Raw genomic sequence first — 20,369 nt, forward strand, 5'->3', positions numbered from 1 at the left:
AGAACAATATGTTGAAAACTGAATTGCTAGAAATCATCGCTAATGGTGAAAACTCCGGTGTGGAGTTTAAGCGCGATGATATTCGACCTGAGCAGTTGGCGAAAGAGGTGGTCGCCATGGCTAACTTCCATGGCGGCAGGTTGCTGCTGGGAGTGGAAGACGATGGCACAATTACCGGCATTCAAAGGGATAACCTTGAAGAATGGGTAATGAACATCATGCAAGATAAGATTCACCCGATGATTTTGCCTTTCTATGAGGAGGTCAAACTGGATGAGGCGATTTCTATCGCAGTCATTAGTTTTCCGCAGGGCATCTCTAAACCGTATGTAGTTCGTGATCGTGGCCGAGAAGAGGTGTATATACGCGTTGGCTCTACTTCGAGACTGGCCACCAGAGAGCAACAAATGCGTTTGTTTGAACTGGGTGGCATGTTGCACACCGAAGTGATGCCAGTGCCCCGCACTGACATGAATTGTTTGGATGAAGTGCGCCTGACAAATTATGTCCGTGATATTTTACGTGACCCAGATGTTCCCAAAACCCCAGAAGCGTGGCAGACCAGATTACTGGGCCTGGGCTTTTTAACCGAAGCGGCTGGTAGTGTTTGCTGCACTATCGCTGGGTTGGTTTTATTTGGTAAGCGTCCGCGACGCTATCTTAAACAGGCCGGTTTGCGGGTTATGGCGTTTAGCGACGTTGATAAAGAGTACCAAGCAGCACTGGATGACATTATTGACGGCCCAATGGTTGGTCGCTGGGACAAAGAAAATGGAGAAAATCAGCTAGTCGATGGCGGCGTTATTGAGCGGTTCATGGATGCAATAGGGCCGTTTATCTCCCAGGAGGCAAGCCAGATAGACGAGGGATTGCGGCGGGAGAAAAAATGGTTCTATCCCCTTGAAGCGGTTCGAGAAGTTCTGGTCAATGCGCTCGCACATCGTGATTGGACGCGTTTTGTCGAAATTGAGGTTGCCAGCTATTCCGACCGCCTTGAAGTGATTAGCCCCGGTGCGCTACCTAATTCAATGACGATTGAAAAAATGAAAGCCGGACAGCGTTCACCCAGAAACACCCTCATTATGGAAGTACTTCGGGACTATGGCTATGTCGATTACCGGGGGATGGGCGTCAGGACCAAAATTGTTCCGCTGACGCGGGCGTTGACCGGGAAAGATCCCGAGTTTGTCGTCACAGACGATTATTTGAAGACCGTTTTATATCGGTAGCTTTAGGGAATTCGAATGAGCAACGTCGGCCAGCGCGAACGCGCCACACAGAATCGCATCGTCCAATTCTTCCAAACGGAACTGGGCTATCGCTATTTGGGCGATTGGCGGGATAGAGGCCATAACAAAAATATTGAAGTGGATATTCTGACCGCCTGGCTGAAAAAGCGTGGGGTGAGCGCTGCGCTGATCACGCGCGCGATTCGCCAGTTGGATGCGGCGGCGGCACTGGGCGAAGGCAAAAAGCTCTACTACGCCAACAAGGATGTTTACCGCCTGCTGCGCTACGGCGTGAAGGACAAAGCAGGCGCGGGTGAGCAGAACCAGACCGTGTGGTTGATTGACTGGCAAAACCCCGCAGCCAACGATTTCGCCATTGCCGAAGAGGTTTCCATAAAGGGCGAATACAAAAAGCGCCCTGATATCGTGCTGTATGTGAACGGTATCGCGCTAGCGGTGATTGAGCTCAAGCGCTCGTCGGTATCGGTGTCTGAGGGCATTCGCCAGAATCTGGATAACCAAAGGAAAGACTTTATCCGCAACTTTTTTACCACCATGCAGCTGGTGATGGCGGGTAACGATACCCAGGGGCTGCGCTATGGCACCATTGAGACGCCTGAAAAGTATTACCTGGAATGGAAAGAGGATGTCGCCAATCCCTATGCGCACCCGCTGGATTTTCACCTAAGTCGCCTTTGCAATCCGCAGCGATTTTTGCAAATCATTCACGATTTCATCGTGTTTGACGCAGGGATTAAGAAAGCCTGCCGCCACAATCAGTTTTTTGGTGTTGAAGCCGCCAAGCGCCATGTCGCTAGACGGGAAGGTGGAATTATCTGGCATACCCAGGGCTCGGGCAAAAGCCTGACTATGGTCTGGCTGGCCAAATGGATACGGGAGAATGTGACAGGTAGCCGTGTGTTGATCGTCACTGACCGCACCGAACTGGATGAACAGATCGAGAAAGTCTTCACGGGTGTCGAGGAAGATATCTATCGCACTCAAAGCGGTGCCGACCTGATTGCGACCCTAAACCAGCCCAATCCCTGGCTGGTTTGTTCATTGGTGCATAAATTTGGCCGCCAGTCGGATAGTGAAAGCGATGCGGCCACCGAGGCGTTTATTGCGGAGTTGAAGCAGTCTTTACCTGCCGGCTTCGAAGCCAAGGGTGATTTGTTTGTGTTTGTCGATGAGTGTCATCGGACGCAGTCGGGCAAACTGCACGAGGCCATGAAACTGATCTTACCGGAAGCCATGTTTGTGGGCTTTACCGGCACGCCGTTGATGAAAAAGGACAAGAAGAAGTCCATTGAGGTGTTTGGCGCTTACATCCATACCTACAAATTCGATGAGGCGGTCGCCGATGGGGTGGTGCTGGATCTGCGCTATGAAGCGCGGGATATTGATCAGAACATCACTTCGCAGAAGAAGGTGGACGAATGGTTTGAGGCGAAAACCCGAGGGTTGTCTAATCTGGCGAAAACCCAGCTCAAGCAAAAATGGGGCACCATGCAAAAGGTGCTGTCCAGCAAGTCGCGCTTGCAGCAGATCGTGAATGACATCTTGCTGGATATGGATACTAAACCACGGCTGATGGATGGTTATGGCAATGCCATGCTGGTTTGCTCCAGCGTGTACCAAGCCTGCAAAGCCTATGAAATGTTCAGCCACAACGATTTGGCAGGCAAAGTGGCCATCGTCACCAGTTTTCAGCCGACAGCGGCCAGTATCAAGGGCGAAGAAACCGGCGAGGGATTGACCGAAAAGCTGTTCAAGTACGATATCTATCGCAGGATGTTGGCCGATTACTTTGAGCAATCCGAAGAGCAGGCCGTCAACCGTGTCGAGGCGTTTGAGCAAGCGGTCAAGCAGCGTTTTATCAAGGAGCCAGGCCAAATGCGCTTGCTGATTGTGGTGGATAAACTACTGACCGGCTTTGATGCCCCCTCCGCTACCTACCTGTATATTGACAAACAAATGTCCGACCACAGCCTGTTTCAGGCCATTTGCCGGGTGAACCGGCTGGATGGAGATGACAAGGAATACGGTTATATCGTCGACTATAAAGACCTGTTCCGGTCTCTGGATAAAGCCATCTCCGATTACACCCAGGGTGCGTTTGACGGTTACGATAAAGAGGACGTGGCGGGTTTGCTGAAAGACCGTTTGGAACAAGCCAAACTCGACTTGGACAATGCGCTGGAAATGGTGCGTGCGCTATGTGAGTCGGTAAAAGCCCCGCGTCACACGGAAGACTATATTCACTATTTCTGTGGTGAGTCGGGCAGTAATCAAGACGAGCTGACCGAAAAAGAAGCGCTGCGCCTGACGCTGTATCAAAACGTGGCGAAATTGCTGCGTGCTTTTGCCAACATTGCCAATGAAATGCTCGATGCGGGTTATTCCGCGCAGGAGATCGAGTCGGTCCACAACGAGGTGACTCATTTCGAAAAAGTCCGTGAAGAAGTGAAGCTGGCCAGTGGCGACTTGGTTGAGATGAAACGCTTTGAGCCAGCCATGCGTCACTTGCTGGATATGTATATCCGTGCTGACAACAGCGAAACACTGATGGATTTTGAAGAGCTCGGCTTAATCGAGTTGATCGTTGAAAAAGGCGCGGATGCAATGAATTCACTGCCCGAGCGCCTTCGCAACAGCCCCGAGGCGATGGCGGAAACGATCGAAAATAACGTGCGCAGGACCATTGTGGATGAAAATCCGGTCAACCCGAAATACTATGAGCAGATGTCGGTATTGCTGGATGAGCTGATTACGCTGCGCAGACAAAAGTCGATTGAATACCAGGAATACTTGGAGCGCATCCGGTCGCTGGCGCGCAAGGTGGTTCGTCCGGATCAGACCGCTTCAAACTATCCACCGTCTATGAATACGGGCGCCAAACGTGCGTTCTACGATAACTTTGGCAACGATGAGGGTTTGGCGACCAAAATCGATCGCGCCATTCGCTACACTAAAAAAGCCGACTGGGTGGGCGACCGATTTAAAGAGCGTGAAATCGCCAATGCGGTACGCGAGGAAACTGCCGATTACCAGGTGGATATCCAGAGCGTCATGGCGCTGGCCAAGGCGCAGAAAGAGTACCACTGATGGCAACGCTGGAGATCGGCCCAATCACGATGCAGCTCAATCGCAAGGCGATCAAGAATTTGCATATCAGCGTTCTGCCACCAGATGGTCGCGTTCGGGTATCGGCGCCTGAGTCCATGACGGAGACGGCTATCCGCATGGCGGTGATTAGCCGTCTACCCTGGATTAAAAAACAGCAAAGTGACTTCGCCAAACAACCCCGACAGTCTGACCGGGAGATGGTGAGCGGCGAATGTCACTACCTGTGGGGCAAGCGGTATCGCTTGAATGTCGTGGAACGATCTGGACGCCATGAAGTTAAGATTGGACGTGGCAAAATCCACCTGTACGTCAATCCCGGTACCTCGCTTGAGAATAAAGCGTTGGTGCTTTCGGCGTATTGTCGCGTGGGTCTGAAGGCACGAATAGTCAGCCTGCTGGAATACTGGCAAAGCGAAATGGGTGTTGAGGCTGCCAGTTGGGGCGTAAAAAAAATGAAAACCAAATGGGGAAGCTGCAATACCGAAGCGAAACGCATTTGGTTGAACCTGGAGCTGGCCAAGAAGCCGCCAGAATGTTTGGAATACATACTGGTGCATGAGCTGGTTCACTTGCTGGAACGCAAGCACAGTGAACGCTTTAAGGCGTATATGGATAAATTCCTGCCTGATTGGAAGGAGCGTAGGAATCTTCTCAACAGGATGCCGCTGGCGCACAACCACTGGGTTTATTGAGGGTTTTTATCTCGCCCAGGACTTTGGGCCGACATGGCAAGCGGCGGCGGTTTTGGGGTGTGCAAAAAATTATGTGCCTGTGAATTATTTTCAGTAACGCGACAGATGTGACCGGTCCCTATCCGGGCGGTAAGTGGCGGTATCGATCGGTGCGCAAGCGCACCCTACGACGATTGGATCGTCACCGGCTCCTGCTTAGGATGCGCTTGCGCACTACCCAACCGACAAAGAACTGCGCCGTGCTTCTATCCTACTGGAAATTGTATCGAGGCATAAATAATTATTCAATGTTCTGGATCTGTTCGCGCAGTTGTTCGATCAGCACCTTGATTTTGACCGAGGCCTGGGTGATTTCGCTGTCGACGGATTTTGAGGCCAGGGTGTTGGCTTCCCGGTTGAGTTCCTGCATCAGGAAGTCGAGCCGCTTGCCGGCCACGCCCCCTTTTTGCAGGGTGCGTTCGACTTCGTCCAGATGGCTCTGCAGGCGCGATAATTCTTCATCCACATCGATTTTGTTGGCAAATAATGTGAACTCTTGGCGGATGCGCTCGTCTCTTTCATCAAGACCGGCTGCTTGCAGACGGTTGAGTAATCTTTCCTGAAAACCTGTCAGCATGGCCGGCAGGCGGGGCTGCAGGTCCTGTACCAGTTGGCGCAATCGGTGCAGGCGTTCCAGCAACAGGTGCTTGAGCTTTTCGCCTTCGCGTTCGCGAGTGGCGATGAGTTCGTGCAGGGTGGCTTGCAGTAATTCCATGCAGGGAGCGTGCAGTTCGTTGATGGAGACGCGATCGCTGTCGAGTATGCCGGGCCAGCGCAGGATGTCTGCCAGGGTGAGATCGCCGGCATTGGGAAAGACCGATTTGATCTCATGGCTCAGGTCGCGCAGCTCGTGCAGGAGCGTGTTGTTCAGCCGTTGCTGTTGAATGGCGCCGGGATAGGCGGTGAAGGTCAGGCGGCAGTCGATTTTGCCGCGCGCCAGCCGGGTGCCGAGCAGTTCGCGCATTTCCGGTTCCAATGGTCGGAATTCATCAGGCAGCCGGAACAGAAGATCGAGATAGCGATTGTTGACCGAGCGTAGCTCCAATGCCAGAGAACCTTGCGGGATTTCCTTGGAGATTGCTGCATAACCTGTCATGCTAGTGATCATAAGCGCATTCCCCCGGTGTGTGGTCCAGCAGTATTCAGGATGGTGCTATACTCGATATCTGAAATATATTTTTGACTCACGGAGAGATTCATGATGAGAATACTAACACTTTTGACGCTAACCTTGTTTACCTTCAGTTTGATGGCATTCGATGCCGAGGCCAGACGTATGGGCGGCGGGAAAAGCTTTGGAAAACAGCGCGAGTCGCTCAATCTCAACAAGCAGCAGGCGGCTCCCAAGCCGCAGCAGCCTGGCCAGTCAGCTACGGGCGCGGCAGGTGCCGCTGGGGCAGCCGGCGCGGCCGCCGGGGGCAGCAAGTGGTTAGGCCCTCTGGCCGGATTGGCCGCTGGTGGCCTGTTGGCAGCATTGTTCATGGGTGGCGCTTTTGACGGCATCAATTTCATGGATATTCTGGTATTGATTGCGCTTGCGGCCGGGATATTCTTTGTTATCCGCATGCTGCGCAAACCCGCGGGCGGACAGGCATCGCGGCCGATGCAGTATTCCAGCGCCGGAGCAGGGGGTGCGGCGGGCAGTGTGTTGTCGCCCAAGCCGGAGATGCCTGCTTCTTCTTCCATCGGCGCGGCTGCAGCAAGTGGTTCGGCCAGTAGTGGCGACACTTTTGAAGTGCCGGCGGATTTGGATGTGGATGCGTTCCTTATGCATGCCAAACGCTCGTTCATTGCTTTGCAGGCTGCCAATGACAAAGGCGATCTGGAAGAAATTCGCGCTTATACGACCCCTGAATTGTTCGCCGAGCTGAACAAGCAGATTCAAGAGGAAGGACCTGTCGCGCAACAAACGGAAGTCGTGTTCGTGGAAGCCAGCTTGGTCGATATGACAACCGAAGGCAATCAGGCGATTGCGAGTGTGCGCTTTAGTGGACAATTGCGGGACGCACCGGATGCGCCGGCCGAGTCGTTCGACGAAATCTGGCATGTGCAGAAAGATCTCGACGATTCCCGCGCTGCTTGGCTGTTGGCTGGCATTCAGCAAGTGTCGGATATGAAACACTAACTGCAGTTTCTTCATACCATGCGCCTTGCAGTCGTTTCGGACATTCATGGCAACCTGCCTGCTCTGGAGGCGGTCATGGCGCACTGCAAGCGTCATGGTGTGGATCAAGTCATCAATCTCGGGGACTGTTTATCCGGTCCCCTCCTACCTCTCGAAACCGCACAGTTTTTGATGGCCCAGGATTGGGTGCATCTGGCCGGGAATCACGATCATCAGATTCTGGCCTACGGGACACCAGCTTGTACCGATGTGGATGAAGTGGCATATGAACAATTGGGCGCCAGCGAGCTGGCGTGGCTGAAAACATTGCCAGCTGTCAAATTGATATGGCGTTCGGGGATTTTGCTATGCCACGGTACGCCTGCCAACGATCTTGAGTATTTTCTGGAGACGGTTGAATCCACCGGGGCACGCATGGCCAGCTGTCAGGAAGTGGAAGCGCGGCTGGGTGCGACGCAGGCCAAACTGATTTTGTGCGGACATACGCATAAGCCGCGCGCGGTCCGGGTTACATCCGGGCAGCTCGTGGTCAATCCGGGCAGCGTGGGATTGCCTGCTTTCGACGATGCGATACCTTATCCGCATGTGATCCAGACCGGCTCTCCGGATGCGCATTACGCATTGCTTGAACGTGTGCACAACGAGTGGAGCGTGGCGCTGGTATCGGTTCCTTATGATTATCGACCGATGGCGAAGCTGGCGCAGTCACGCCATTTCTATGATTGGGCACATGCATTGGAGACCGGTTATGTCTCGTGATTCGGCGCGGCCCGCGCTGGCACAGGCGGAGATGGGTTTTGAAGTGTTGGAGAAAGTCATATGCTTTCAGGGCTTTTTCCGCATGGAGCGGTATCGTCTGCGGCATCGCAAGTTTGACGGCGGATGGAGCCGTCCGATTACCCGCGAATTGCTGGAGCGGGGGCATGCCGCCGCAGTGTTGCCCTATGATCCGGAAAGGGATCGGGTGGTGCTGATTGAACAGTTCCGGGCAGGTGCCATGTCGGCGCCAGGCGGGCCCTGGCTGCTGGAGATCGTGGCGGGGATGATCGACACGGATGAGCCGGCCGAGCAGGTTGTGACACGGGAATCGGTGGAAGAGGCTGGCTGCTGTGTCAGCGATCTGATTCCGCTTTACGATTATCTGGTCAGTCCTGGTGGCACGACCGAGCGGATTGCGCTGTTTTGTGGGCGTGTGGATACAAGCGGGATCGGTGGTATCCATGGTAAGGCCGAGGAAGATGAGGATATCAAGGTCCATGTCATGGCTTTGGCTCAGGCGCGGGCGTTATTGAATAGCGGCCGGATCGGTTCGGCCAGCGCTATCATTGCCTTGCAATGGCTGCTCCTGAATCAGGAAATTGTTCGTCAACGTTGGCTATCGGGGTAATCATGCATACATACAGATCCAGTCAATATTTCATGATGCGATGTGTCGGGTTGCTTGGGCTTTTGCTATGGGCTGGTATTCTGTTCGGGCAGGTGAATGCAGGTGACAACAGCCGCGCCAATGGGCTGGCGGTGTGGCTGGATGTCGACGGGGCGATTGGCCCGGCGACGCATGATTACGTCAGACGCGGCCTGGCCAAGGCGGTGGAGCGGCAAGCGCGAGTGGCCATCATCCGCATCAATACGCCAGGCGGCCTGGATGCGTCGATGCGTGAAATCATTCAGGAAATCATTGCCACACCGATTCCGGTTGTCGGCTATGTGGCGCCGGGCGGGGCTCGTGCGGCCAGTGCCGGTACCTATATTCTCTATGCCAGCCATATTGCTGCCATGGCGCCGGCGACCAATCTGGGCGCGGCCACGCCGGTGAAAATCGGTGGATTCCCACAGTTGCCGGATGCGCCGGATGGCAAGCCGGGAGACGAACAAACGAGGCAGCCCCGTCCTCAGGATGCAATGACGAACAAAATTATCAACGATGCAGTGGCCTATATCCGTGGGCTGGCCGAGATGCGGGGACGCAATGCCGACTGGGCGGAGCTGGCGGTGCGCGAGGGCGTCAGCCTGACTGCCAGCGAAGCATTGAAAGAAAAAGTCATCGACCTCGTCGCGGATGATATGGACGATTTGTTGACCAAGATCGATGGCCGGCCGGTCAATGTGCTGGGGCAGGAGGTGATCCTGTCCACGCAGGCGTTGACGCTGGCGCACATCGAGCAGGACTGGCGTACTCGGCTGTTGGCGATTATCACTGACCCCAATATTGCCTATATCCTGATGCTAATTGGAATATATGGCCTGATTCTGGAGTTTGCCAATCCGGGCACGATCATCGCCGGTGTGGTTGGGGCGATCTGTTTGTTGCTGGCGCTGTTCGCTTTTCAGGTGCTGCCGGTCAATTATGCCGGGGTTGCGCTGATTTTTCTTGGCATCATTTTTATGCTGGCAGAGGCGCTGATACCAAGTTTCGGCGCCCTAGGTGTCGGGGGTATTATCGCTTTTGTCATCGGCTCCATTATGCTGATTGATACAGAGATCCCGGGGTACGGTATTTCCATTCCACTGATTGTGACATTCACGCTGCTTTCTGCCGGATTTTTTATATTTGTGCTCGGCATGGTGCTGAGAGCCAGAAAGCGGCCAGTGGTCACTGGAAGTGAGGAACTTGTGCATAGTATAGGTGAAGTTGTGGAGAGCTTCGATCATGAAGGCTGGATTCGGGTGCATGGCGAATTATGGCGAGCCCGGACCCTTACGCCGCTGTCATCCAAGCAAAAAGTGAAAGTGGCGGCCGTTCATGGCTTGATGTTGGAAGTGGAACCTTGTCTAACCGATCACACTAAGGAGCGTTAATCATGGATTTTAATATGGATGTGGATATGCTATATGCCATTACGATGGTGCTTGTCTTCATTGCCTTTTTTCTGGCCAGCGCTTTCAAGGTGTTGCGGGAATATGAGCGTGGTGTGGTATTCATGCTCGGGCGGTTCTGGAAGGTCAAGGGGCCGGGGCTGGTCATCATCATCCCGATTATCCAGACAATGGTGCGGGTCGATTTGCGTACCATCGTCATGGATGTGCCCAGCCAGGATGTGATCTCCCGTGACAATGTCTCGGTAAAAGTCAATGCGGTGCTGTATTTCCGCGTGGTGGATGCGCAAAAGGCCATTATTCAAGTCGAGGACTACAACATGGCCACCAGCCAATTGGCGCAAACGACGCTACGATCTGTATTGGGGCAGCATGAGCTGGATGAAATGCTGGCCAGTCGGGATAAGCTGAACAATGATATCCAGTTGATTCTGGATGACCAGACTAATGCCTGGGGAATCAAGGTGGCCAATGTGGAAATCAAGCATGTCGACCTGAATGAAACCATGATTCGGGCAATCGCCAAGCAGGCCGAGGCTGAACGTGAGCGTCGCGCCAAGGTGATCCATGCCCAAGGGGAATTGCAGGCTTCCCAGCATTTACTGGAAGCGTCACAAGTGTTATCGAAACAACCTCAGGCCATACAACTTCGTTATTTGCAGACGCTTACAGAAATCGCTGGTGAGAAAAATTCTACGATCGTTTTCCCGCTACCGATGGAATTTTTGACTACTTTGCAGAAAATAACGGAAAAGCAACCTGACAATAATAAACAGCCGAGTAGTACCAACTCTTTGTGATGCGGTGTTCTCATCTCTCGTTATCATAACGGCATAAAACCAGCCAAAGCAATTCCCCGGTTTTTTGGGAACTACTAAGAGGCTGTCCGAGAATAGACTGATCTACTGCGGACGAGCCTGATTGGCCAGATTTTCCGATCCTTTTCGTTGAATAGAACAACTATTCGCCTCAAATGATCGAAAAATCCAACTCAACCAGCCTCGCCCTCGTTACGATCGCTATTCTCGGGCAGCCTCCTAGGATTGCTTTGGTTCCTGCGGTAACTTCAGCGCTCAAGCTTGGGATGAATGCCTGCCTTGAGCGCGCGGATGGCTTCACTGGCGGAGCCTACGACCAGTCCACGTGGACAGAAATAATATTTGGCCAGTTCCTTCTGGGCATGGAGCTGCGCGACGTGTTCCAGTGGCTGCCACGCTGACACGCGTGCGCGCACCCACTCGCGCGTGTCACTGTTTCCCAGCGCATAGCGCTTGTGTTCGCGGGTCTCGCAGCGCAGGCCCTCATACGAAACATTTTCCGCACCTTGTGCCGAGCGGATGATCAAGCTGTAACGAATGATGCGTTTCTCATCGACGCTGATCGAGTCGGCGTCGATGAAGTAGCGCAGAGTTCTGGCGGGGCCGGCATCGAATTCGAGTAAATTCTCCGATTGCGGATAGGCCGGAAGATGCGGTTGAATCGCTGCCCAATCCCGGTTGTGATCAAGCGTGTCGATGAATTCGCTGCTGCTCGCGCAAGCGGTCAAGAATAGGCACAGAAACAAGCGGTAGGCTGTTTTCATCCACTTACCAGATCTTTGGCGAGTGCTGTGCGTATGTTTTCTTCGACAGCCGCTATGGTCGCCTGATAGGCGGGATGATCGACTCCGATGCTCAAGGCTGCGCCCTGATGGAGCGCCTGGATCATTGCTGGGGTTAATTCGAAGCGAAGGAAATGGACGGCGGATGTTTTTTCCTGATTCTCGCGTTCTAGATCTTCATCGGCAATGGCATGGACAGGATCATGCCCGGCTATTTTGATCCATATTTTGTCTTCGATGCCAATCATTTGCGCCAGCCGCTCCGCCCGCTCAGCTGGGTCCGCATATTCGATCAGCATGGTAGCTTTCCAGTTGTGGCCATCGGGAATAAGCGGATTGTAGACTTCGAGCTCCTGCAGGATGCCTTCTTCATCGAAGATCTTTTCGGCCCGCAGCATTTCCTGGATCTGATAGCGGATAGTCAGTTCATCTTCGAACAGAAGGGTCACATGCTCACCGAGATGTACACAGCGGTGTTTTTTATGTGCCATGACTTCGGAACGGAACGTGTCCCTGGCCTTGGCATAGGCTTCCAGCGTCATGAGGCTGTCTCGTGATAATTTGGTCATCGGTTTGTCTCCTGGAGTGAAGGATGTTTCGCTATCTGGAGACGCTGCCGGTAATCCGGCCGGGCCATCTCCATAGGCCATGCGCAGCAACGTCAGGGGATGCAGGGCCTGCAGTGAGTCATCGCCGATACCCTGGTGGATATGCCGTCCGGCGATCGCGCAATCGGAGCTGATGTAATCAGGCGCCGCTTCTGCCATCTGTCTGAAAACAGGTCGGCCGATCTTCATTGAATCCTCGAAGTGCTCCTGTTTGACGCCCCATGTTCCGTCATGACCCGAGCAGCGCTCGACGACAGTGATTTGTGTGTCGGGAATCATTTGCAGCAAATCACGGGTTTTTTTTCCGAGATTCTGTACCCGCAAGTGGCAGGGGACGTGGTAGGACACTTTACCCAGTGGGTGTTTGAAATCGGTCCTGAGCAAGCCGTCGCGATGGCGGAGCATCAGGTATTCAAACGGATCAAAAGTGGCCGCGGCAACGGCCTGTACGGCTTCGTCATCCGGAAACAATAGTGGCAGTTCCTGCTTGTACATGAGTGTGCAGGAAGGGACTGCCGACAGGATGGCATAGCCTTCCCGAGCGAGTTTGGCCAGATGGGGAATATTCCGGTTTTTGAGCACTTCCACACTTTCCAGATCTCCGAGTTCCAGTTTCGGCATGCCACAACAGGCCTCTTTTTCGACCAGGCGGGCAGGAATTTCATTGTGCGCCAGGACGCGCAGCAGGTCATGGCCGATTCCGGGTTCGTTGTAATTGATGTAGCAGGTGGCAAAAATTGCGACTTTGCCTGGTGTATGCGCGCCGTCCTGGACGGCAAAGCCATCGTTGGCTTGTGCGTGGGTGCGGAATGTCTGGGCGGTATAGGACGGTAATTTTCTGTCCGGATGAATCCCGAGTGTTTTGCTGAACAGTTTGCGCGTGGTTGGCGTCTGGGTGATGGCGTTGGTGGTCTGCACCACGACGGGAATCGTGGCGAGTTTTCCCATGGCGTCAGTGCTGGATAGCAGCTTATCGCGGAAACGGGCGCCTTGCTGCTTGTATTTGACCGCCTTGGCGCGCAGCATCAAGTGCGGAAAATCGATATTCCAGGGATGGGGTGGCACGTAGGGGCATTTGGTCATGAAGCACATGTCGCACAAATAGCAGCGGTCGACGACTTGCCAGAAATCCTGTTTGGCAACGCTGTCCAGTTCCCCGCTGGCGCTTTCGTCTACCAGATCGAACAGGCTCGGAAAGGCTGTGCATAGGTTGACGCACCGGCGACAGCCATGACAGATATCGAACACTCGGTACATTTCATCGTACAGGGCGTTTTCATTATGGAATTGCGGGTTTTTCCAGTCAAGGGGCTGTCGTTTGGGGGCGTCCAGACTGCCTTCGCGAGTTGTCATGGGTCAAGTAGAAAAGGTATAAGTTCAACAAGAAATTCTGCCAGCGGATAACTGGTTTTTACGCGTGTCAATATAATCCGGTGAAGCGCGTGCTTTTCGAACAGGAGCGGGTTGGTTGCCACTGCCGATAATCAGCCTGGCGTGCCGTATGGGACGACGATTCTCACCTGGTGGGCACTTCAGACCGCTGCAGGCCGCGTGGCTTGCGCACCGGTCTGAAGCGTAGGACAGTTAGTCAGTCAGGCTGTCCAGTGCCCGTTGGAAGCGGTTGGCGTGCGAACGTTCCGCTTTGGCCAGGGTTTCAAACCAGTCGGCAATTTCGTCGAATCCTTCATCGCGGGCAGCCTTGGCCATGCCAGGATACATGTCGGTGTATTCATGGGTTTCACCGGCAATGGCTGTTTGCAGGTTTTCGCGCGATGAGCCGAATGGCAGACCGGTCGCTGGATCGCCGCAAGCTTCGAGATATTCCAGGTGGCCATGCGCATGGCCGGTTTCACCTTCAGCGGTGGAGCGGAATACGGCCGCGACGTCGTTCTGTCCTTCAACATCGGCTTTGGCTGCGAAATAAAGGTAACGGCGATTGGCCTGAGATTCGCCAGCAAAAGCGGCTTTCAGATTCGCTTCGGTTTGAGATCCTTTCAGTTGCATGGTGCTCTCCTTTTAATACAAAAGTAAAAAATGATTAATTTTATTATGTGACTGAAGTATGGCCGGATACCAGTAGGCTGCCCGAGAATAGACTGATCTACTGCGGACGAGCCTGATTGGCCGGATTTTACGATCTTTTTCGTTAAATAGAACGACTATTCGCCTCAAATGATCGAAAAATCCCGCTCAACCAGCCTCGCCCTCGCTACGATCGCTATTCTCGGACAGCCTCCTAGTACTCCGTTCCGTCAATTAGCTTACAAATGAAATCGATGGATTCGCCTGCCAGGCTAGGCGCAAACCGCAGTCATAGCCGTAGCTATGGCGAGGATTTGCAACAACGCATGACAGGCGAAGGCGCGATTTCATGTAAGCGGTTTGGCGGAACGGAGTACTAGATTGTCTCGCGCGCGCATTTCATATTGGATCTAAACGGAACAATCCCGTTCCTGCGGGAATGGTGCGGATAGCCCGCTTTGGTATCGATGCTGGTAAAAATGCGCCACGCAGACTAGCGAACGGCCTTGTGCTTGTCAACTCGATTATAAACCCTGTATTTCGCGATTCAAAATTTATATCGGGCTGAGCCCGACCAGCGAGGACTGGCTGTCATCGTGCATAGTATGCGGAAGGGGGAGGGGGTTAGCTGCTCCGCCGGGTTGCGCTGCAACAGTGATCATTCTTGAAGAAAGTCGTGCAGCAGAAGGGTTGCTGACGGTTTTCAATGCAATTCTGAGAGAGCGGTTGTCGATATTTTTTACACCCCTTTTTTCTTGTAGACGGTTTTTAAGTTTCTGTAATCAATTGTTTATGTATGTTTTATTGTGCGGAGATGCGCAGATAGCATGATATGCCGCTGAAAAAATGTTCGAAATGGCGACGGAAGATGTCGAGTTTTCTTACGTGCGTAAGTATTCCCCCTAGATGCCCTGCGGGTGCGGCATTTTGTCGCATCTATAGGGATTATCTGTGTAGGGATAGTCAAAGAAAGGCGTAATAACTGGGTAAGAAATGTCGGTTTTTTTTACAATCAGACGCCTGCTTTTATCGATTCTAGCCATAGCGGCTAATGGAGCCGCCCCCTGCGACCCAATGAAATCCATACTCATGTTGTGGATATAGCGCCTCCATTCATATTCAATATGAATTAATATAATTTTTTGGCATAAATGTTGCTCTTATTCTTTTGCAGAGTCTTTTGTTCTTTCTTGATTTTTTGGTAATGGCTCTGTTTTGCCATGAAATCAATAGGTGTAAAGGGGGATGTAAAAAATGAAGCAAACTGCATTAAGTTTTGTGGGCCTAAGTTGCCTGCGGTTTTCCCAAAGATGTGGATGGTTCGATTGTAGCAGGCAGAATCCAGGTAGCTTCTGGTCAAAGTCTATCAATAGTGGACTGCCCATCACATTTGTCCTGATGTCGGCAATCCTTGCACTAGTATTATTGCCTGCTAGTGCAAGTATTGCCGCTGAGCATGTAATTAGAATGTCTGCAGAAGAAGTTGCAGCCTATGATGATGGGTTGGGCAATAAACTGTTGGGTTACAAAATGCTTAGCCATACCGTTGACGGCAACGATATTACTGGTCGGTATAGTCCTTACGCGACGATTCCCGGGCCGACTTTATTTCTGACTGAAGGCGACACAGTCAAACTGACGATTGAAAATGAAATTTCTGATGGATTTGATGAAATTACTGATGTAGATCACCATCTAGGGAAAATCAGCAACCAAGTCAGCGTGCATGTGCATGGCGTACATTACAAAATAGTCAGTGATGGCACCCTCAAAGTAATCAATCAACTGGAAGACCAGGGCGCGGGAGTGGGGCCAGAAAACACTTTTCACTATTACACCTACGAATGGGATGTGGCGCTGGGAACAGCCGGCACCTGGCCATACCATGACCATAACTATGAAACGCATAATGGTGCGGAGCACAAGGGGCTATATGGTGCAATCATTGTGGATTCTGTCGGTGCGCCCCAATACGCAAAGGAATATGTTCTCTATTTGACGGATGATTCTTTCTGGGGAATGGAGATCGATGGTGTAACCAAAATTCAAAGCAAGCATGGCAGTAATCCCGGCCTGTCAGCTGCAAGAGGCAGCGATGTGAGGTTTCACGTGATTCCATTGGGCACCGATCTCCATGAGTTTGTTCTCGATAGTTATCGCTGGAGCGACCCAGGGACAAGAAGGCGTATTGATCGTGCCGTGATCGGCCCACTTGAAAAACATGTCTTCGCTGTTCGAGCCAACCGAAGCGCGTATTACCGCGACAAAAATTTTACTAACGATTTAATGGGTGTGCGTGGATTGTTTGAAGTCCGCTAAGCGAGCGAATTTACAGAATATTGATAGGGAAGAGAAAATGAATAGAAATATTGCTGGATTTAAAGATTCGATTGCCACGTTAATGGCGCTGCTGCTGTTTGCGGTCGCGCTATTGGCTTCTCCCATGGTGTTGGCGGCTGTTCATCATATCGCATTGACAGCGGAAACACTGCCGAATGGTCAGCTGGCTTACAAGCTGGCTAACAGTGAGCAAGCGGTTATTCCAGGTCCGACTATATTCGTTAAAAGAGGTGATCGAGTCAATGTCACCCTTACAAATAATACCGCCGTGCCGGTAGGATTTAGCATACCGGGCCGACCGTTGCTTGGTGCAGCAGCCAAGGCACTGCCGGGTACAAGCAGAAATTACAGCTTTACCGCCAGTACTGTGGGTGCCTTTTTATATCATGGGGATAACGGCAAGGAGCGCCTGGGATTATTCGGCGCACTGATAGTGGATAACAAAGATCCTAGACCATTGGACCACTACGTGGATGATGATGGTGCGATCGTACCGGTTACCCAGGATAACCTGGACAAGCAATATGTGCTGTTTATGGTGGATTCAACATTCTGGGGTACCGAAATCTCTGCGGATGGCGCAACACAAAGACCGCTTTGGGCAAACCCGACGCCGGGTGCAGTTCTTGGCGAAATTGTCAGATTTCATGTTTTGTCGATTGGACCTGGCCATACTTTCCATATCCACGCACATCGTTGGTTGAAGGAAGGCACGGATAAAGTGATCGACACGAGAATACTGACCGATGGATTTGATACGCATTCATTTACCGTCAAGGCAGGATCAGGAGTCGGTGCGGGCGACTGGCAATTCCATTGCCATCTGATTGCGCATATGGAAGCAGGCATGCACGGCAACTTCAAAGTGGTGGAAGCCGGTGGCGATGGTTCGGCCATAGTCGGCGCTTCTCCCTACGGGCGGATTTTGTTGGGGCCTGAAGATGTGCCGGGTGTCGTGACTTTCGAAGTTTCGGATGAGCCAGCAAGCTGGTTCAGGAGCGCCCGGGGCGATGCGATTGTGGGTTTGCCTTTTGATATTAAAACCAAATCACTTGAAGTGATTGCTCCTGGCAGCAGTGTCAACTTTACGATGTCCGACACCAATGCGGTCCATACTATCAGTTCACTGCTGTGGCCGAGCGGTGCGGAGCATATGCCTTTCGATCAGTCTGCCGCCTATAAAGGAGGGGGATTTGTAACCTTGCATACACCTGGGCTGTATGTCTTTACTTGTAAGGTGCATCCTTACATGTTTGGGGCGGTCATTGTGGACGATCCCAGTACGGAGGGGCTCGATCTGGGTAATCCGGCGCAAGACTATACCATCGATCTGGTGACGGGTATCAGAGATTTGCCCACCAATAGCGATCTCGCGATCCGTTTGCTGACCACATTCTTTGTGGCCACCGCACCAGATAATTGGCAGGATTATTCATCGGGCGTATGGAACGTAACTTTTCCTAGTCTCCCTGTAAGAATTTCAGGCGCACCAAGAAGTGAAGCACTCACGGACGGAGGGGTGGCTGCGCCGCTGAGTATTCTTAATGTTGTGAATGCAGCGCTTCCAGCACCCAATCCGCCGTCAATTCCGGGAATCGGCGAGGTATGGGTCAATGCACAGTTTGAGAAAACCGCCAATAAAACCAAGCCTGGTACGATTACTGTGCTGGATGCAGGTGATTGGAAGGTCAAGCGCAAAATTGCGCTGCCTGCGATCAATATGAACAACCCCCATAACTTGTGGCCGAGTAACGATCAATCCAGGATTTATCAAACCCAGTGGTTCGATACTAAGTTAACTGTGATCAATCGTGAAACGGGCGCCATGTTGCACAATATCAAGGTAGGTGAAACGCCGTCGCATGTATTGACTTTGCCTACCAACGATCAGATTGTGGTGGCGATCAATGGCCAGAATGGGATGGCGATGATAGACGCTGGCGCCTCCGAAGTTAACAGAATTACACCCACGCAGCCACATGGGCATAAATCGGCCCACCCGCATGGCCACTGGGTCAGCGCGGATGGAACCAGGATCGTAACGCCGAACATCAATACCGATGATGTCGGAATTTATTCGGCGGATGGGGCTATCCAGTCCAGAACGTCGACAGGGAATAATCTACCCGGTGCGCATCCAATCGCCATTGGCATGATGCCTGATGATAGCAAGATCTATGCATCCAACCTGTTGCATCACTCGGTCAGTGTGATCAATGGCCATACAGGAGCATTGATAGATACCATTAATCTGATAGAAAACTATCATCCGATTACGGGCAATATTACTGGGCCGGTCGGCGTGCTGCCGATTCAGATTCCGGTGTCGCCAGATGGTAAGGCGGCCGTGGTGGCTAATACCGGCGGGCAGATTATTGTCATTGATACGGAAACTGACACTATCGTCAAGATGTTCGAGTGTGATCCCGGCTGCCACGGTGCCAATTTTGGGGCCAAGGCAGGCGGCGGCTATTATGCTTATGTCACGAGCAAATTCAGTAACCGTATGTTTGTGGTCGATATTGATCCAAATGGTGATGGCAATATCGAGGATGTGGCGATCGCGGGTACTGTTTCCTTGGTGGCTGATGATGAAACGCTTAGGGATGATGGTATTGTCGGTATGGCCGGCATGGGTGGCCAGGGTGTGCTGGCGATTCCCAATGTGTATAACGGTTGGGTGCAAAAATTACCCAGTAATTTCAAAGAGAGTCTGACAGCGGCACAACTCAATCCAGTTCAGTAATAATTGCACCAAAACTGAACTACCACCTACTGAAAGTAGGTGGTTTTGACCAAATTTATGGAAATAAAAGGGGATATCGAGATCAAGTTTCTCCCTTGCCGCTAACCGGATGCGCTTGTTCGGTTGGCGGGTTCTTTTTTTGCAGCGGCTCGCGGTTGACTCTGGCGGAAAACAAACTGGCGGATACGATCAGGAGGCCGCCGACCCAGTCCTTGGCTGCCAGGTGTTCGTCTGCGAGATAATGTGCGGCGATCGAGGCCACCACCAACTCGAACAATAAGATTACGATCGCCTGATTGGCTGGCGTGTGGGTTAATCCGTATTGCCATAGCAAGCCCAGAAAGAAAACCAAAAATCCGACATTCAGCAATAGTAACCATGTATCGGGCTGGAGCAAGAGGAAGTTGGGAATATTGTCCAGCATCAGTGCTACGGAGAAGCCGATCAAAGCCGTGCCGGACCAGGCGGCAAGTGATTTCAATCGAATATCGTGTTGCTGATCCTTGCGGACCAGTACATTGGTCAACGCGAACATTAATCCCCCGATGAGTCCCATCCAGTCGCCATAAGAGGTTGGCACCGGAAGTTTCTGGCCCGGTTGCCAGAGTAGCAGCAGGGCGCCGGTCAGTGATGACAGAATGATGGCGTAACCATGCTTGCTCAGGCGTTCGGCAAGCAGCATGCGCGCAAACAAAATGGTCCAGAGTGGTGCCAGATAGAACAGAAATAGCACCCGCATGACTTCACCGTGAATGATTCCCAGTGTGTAGGCAACGCTGGCGCATCCGGCGCATAGCGCGATTCCCAGCAGGAGATGAAATGCCGGGCCGCGGATTTTCGACAGCCTGATATGTTTGCGAAACAAAATCAAACCAGTCAGTAAGGCGACGAGATAGGTCAGTGCCGTTGATAATTCGCCACTGATGCCTGCTTGTTGCAGTAATCGGAATGGATACCAAGCCACACCCCAGATGCTGGCACCTAGCAGCAAGGTGGTCATGGGCAGTATATTTTTTTTGGTC

General features: G+C 52.4%; 15 protein-coding genes. 10 read left to right on the forward strand and 5 right to left on the reverse strand.

Features of this window, described 5'->3' with window-relative positions:
- Nucleotides 1-8: 8 nt before the first annotated feature.
- The 3 genes from ABTW62_RS02030 to ABTW62_RS02040 are packed head-to-tail and all read left to right on the forward strand — an operon-like array spanning nucleotide 9 to nucleotide 5,050.
- Nucleotides 9-1,229 (forward strand): RNA-binding domain-containing protein, encoded by a 1,221-nt coding sequence (locus ABTW62_RS02030; protein ID WP_430902911.1) that lies wholly within the window; start codon nucleotides 9-11, stop codon nucleotides 1,227-1,229.
- A gap of 15 nt (nucleotides 1,230-1,244) precedes the next feature.
- Nucleotides 1,245-4,337, forward strand: a complete 3,093-nt coding sequence (locus ABTW62_RS02035; protein WP_430902912.1) for a type I restriction endonuclease subunit R — start codon at nucleotides 1,245-1,247, stop codon at nucleotides 4,335-4,337.
- Nucleotides 4,337-5,050: a M48 family metallopeptidase gene (locus ABTW62_RS02040; protein ID WP_430902913.1), complete on the forward strand. Its 714-nt coding sequence runs from the start codon at nucleotides 4,337-4,339 to the stop codon at nucleotides 5,048-5,050. Before ABTW62_RS02035 ends, ABTW62_RS02040 begins: the two co-directional genes overlap by 1 nt.
- Nucleotides 5,051-5,330: 280 nt before the next feature.
- Here ABTW62_RS02040 and ABTW62_RS02045 read toward each other — a convergent pair whose 3' ends face one another.
- Nucleotides 5,331-6,197, reverse strand: a complete 867-nt coding sequence (locus ABTW62_RS02045; protein ID WP_430902914.1) for a YicC/YloC family endoribonuclease — start codon at nucleotides 6,195-6,197, stop codon at nucleotides 5,331-5,333.
- A 90-nt stretch (nucleotides 6,198-6,287) separates the two neighbouring features.
- On the opposite strand from ABTW62_RS02045, the gene ABTW62_RS02050 reads away from it, so the two are divergent.
- Genes ABTW62_RS02050 through ABTW62_RS02070 form a run of 5 tightly spaced genes read left to right on the forward strand, consistent with a single transcriptional unit; the run spans nucleotide 6,288 to nucleotide 10,831 of the window.
- Nucleotides 6,288-7,214: a Tim44 domain-containing protein gene (locus ABTW62_RS02050; RefSeq protein WP_430902915.1), complete on the forward strand. Its 927-nt coding sequence runs from the start codon at nucleotides 6,288-6,290 to the stop codon at nucleotides 7,212-7,214.
- A gap of 18 nt (nucleotides 7,215-7,232) precedes the next feature.
- Entirely contained in the window at nucleotides 7,233-7,973 is a 741-nt protein-coding gene (locus tag ABTW62_RS02055; RefSeq protein WP_430902916.1) for a metallophosphoesterase family protein, read from the forward strand.
- Nucleotides 7,963-8,601 (forward strand): NUDIX domain-containing protein, encoded by a 639-nt coding sequence (locus ABTW62_RS02060; protein ID WP_430902917.1) that lies wholly within the window; start codon nucleotides 7,963-7,965, stop codon nucleotides 8,599-8,601. The genes ABTW62_RS02055 and ABTW62_RS02060 overlap by 11 nt, the downstream gene beginning before the upstream one ends.
- Nucleotides 8,602-8,603: 2 nt before the next feature.
- A complete protein-coding gene (locus tag ABTW62_RS02065) occupies nucleotides 8,604-10,013 on the forward strand; it encodes an NfeD family protein (RefSeq protein ID WP_430902918.1) in 1,410 nt (469 codons plus the stop codon).
- A gap of 2 nt (nucleotides 10,014-10,015) precedes the next feature.
- Nucleotides 10,016-10,831, forward strand: coding sequence for a slipin family protein (locus ABTW62_RS02070; RefSeq protein ID WP_430902919.1), 816 nt, complete (start codon nucleotides 10,016-10,018; stop codon nucleotides 10,829-10,831).
- 266 nt (nucleotides 10,832-11,097) lie between these two features.
- On the opposite strand, the gene ABTW62_RS02075 is transcribed toward ABTW62_RS02070, so the two are convergent.
- The 3 genes from ABTW62_RS02075 to ABTW62_RS02085 form a co-directional block, all read right to left on the reverse strand.
- Nucleotides 11,098-11,613, reverse strand: coding sequence for a CNP1-like family protein (locus ABTW62_RS02075; RefSeq protein WP_430902920.1), 516 nt, complete (start codon nucleotides 11,611-11,613; stop codon nucleotides 11,098-11,100).
- A complete protein-coding gene (locus tag ABTW62_RS02080; protein ID WP_430902921.1) occupies nucleotides 11,610-13,592 on the reverse strand; it encodes a DUF3501 family protein in 1,983 nt (660 codons plus the stop codon). Before ABTW62_RS02080 ends, ABTW62_RS02075 begins: the two co-directional genes overlap by 4 nt.
- Nucleotides 13,593-13,823: 231 nt before the next feature.
- The gene (locus tag ABTW62_RS02085; protein ID WP_090411823.1) at nucleotides 13,824-14,243 is read right to left on the reverse strand and encodes a rubrerythrin family protein; all 420 of its coding nucleotides are present in this window, start codon (nucleotides 14,241-14,243) and stop codon (nucleotides 13,824-13,826) included.
- A gap of 1,272 nt (nucleotides 14,244-15,515) precedes the next feature.
- On the opposite strand from ABTW62_RS02085, the gene ABTW62_RS02090 reads away from it, so the two are divergent.
- Nucleotides 15,516-16,580: a copper oxidase gene (locus ABTW62_RS02090; protein ID WP_143032276.1), complete on the forward strand. Its 1,065-nt coding sequence runs from the start codon at nucleotides 15,516-15,518 to the stop codon at nucleotides 16,578-16,580.
- Nucleotides 16,581-16,617: 37 nt separating this feature from the next.
- Entirely contained in the window at nucleotides 16,618-19,347 is a 2,730-nt protein-coding gene (locus ABTW62_RS02095) for a multicopper oxidase domain-containing protein (protein WP_430902922.1), read from the forward strand.
- Between the two features lie 82 nt (nucleotides 19,348-19,429).
- Here ABTW62_RS02095 and ABTW62_RS02100 read toward each other — a convergent pair whose 3' ends face one another.
- Nucleotides 19,430-20,347 carry a DMT family transporter gene (locus ABTW62_RS02100; protein WP_430902923.1) on the reverse strand — a complete coding sequence of 306 codons (918 nt, stop codon included), beginning with the start codon at nucleotides 20,345-20,347 and terminating at the stop codon, nucleotides 19,430-19,432.
- Nucleotides 20,348-20,369 lie beyond the last annotated feature (22 nt).

Origin of the sequence: Nitrosomonas sp. ANs5 (genome assembly GCF_050584665.1) — a bacterium.
In the GTDB taxonomy this organism is placed as follows: Bacteria; Pseudomonadota; Gammaproteobacteria; order Burkholderiales; family Nitrosomonadaceae; genus Nitrosomonas.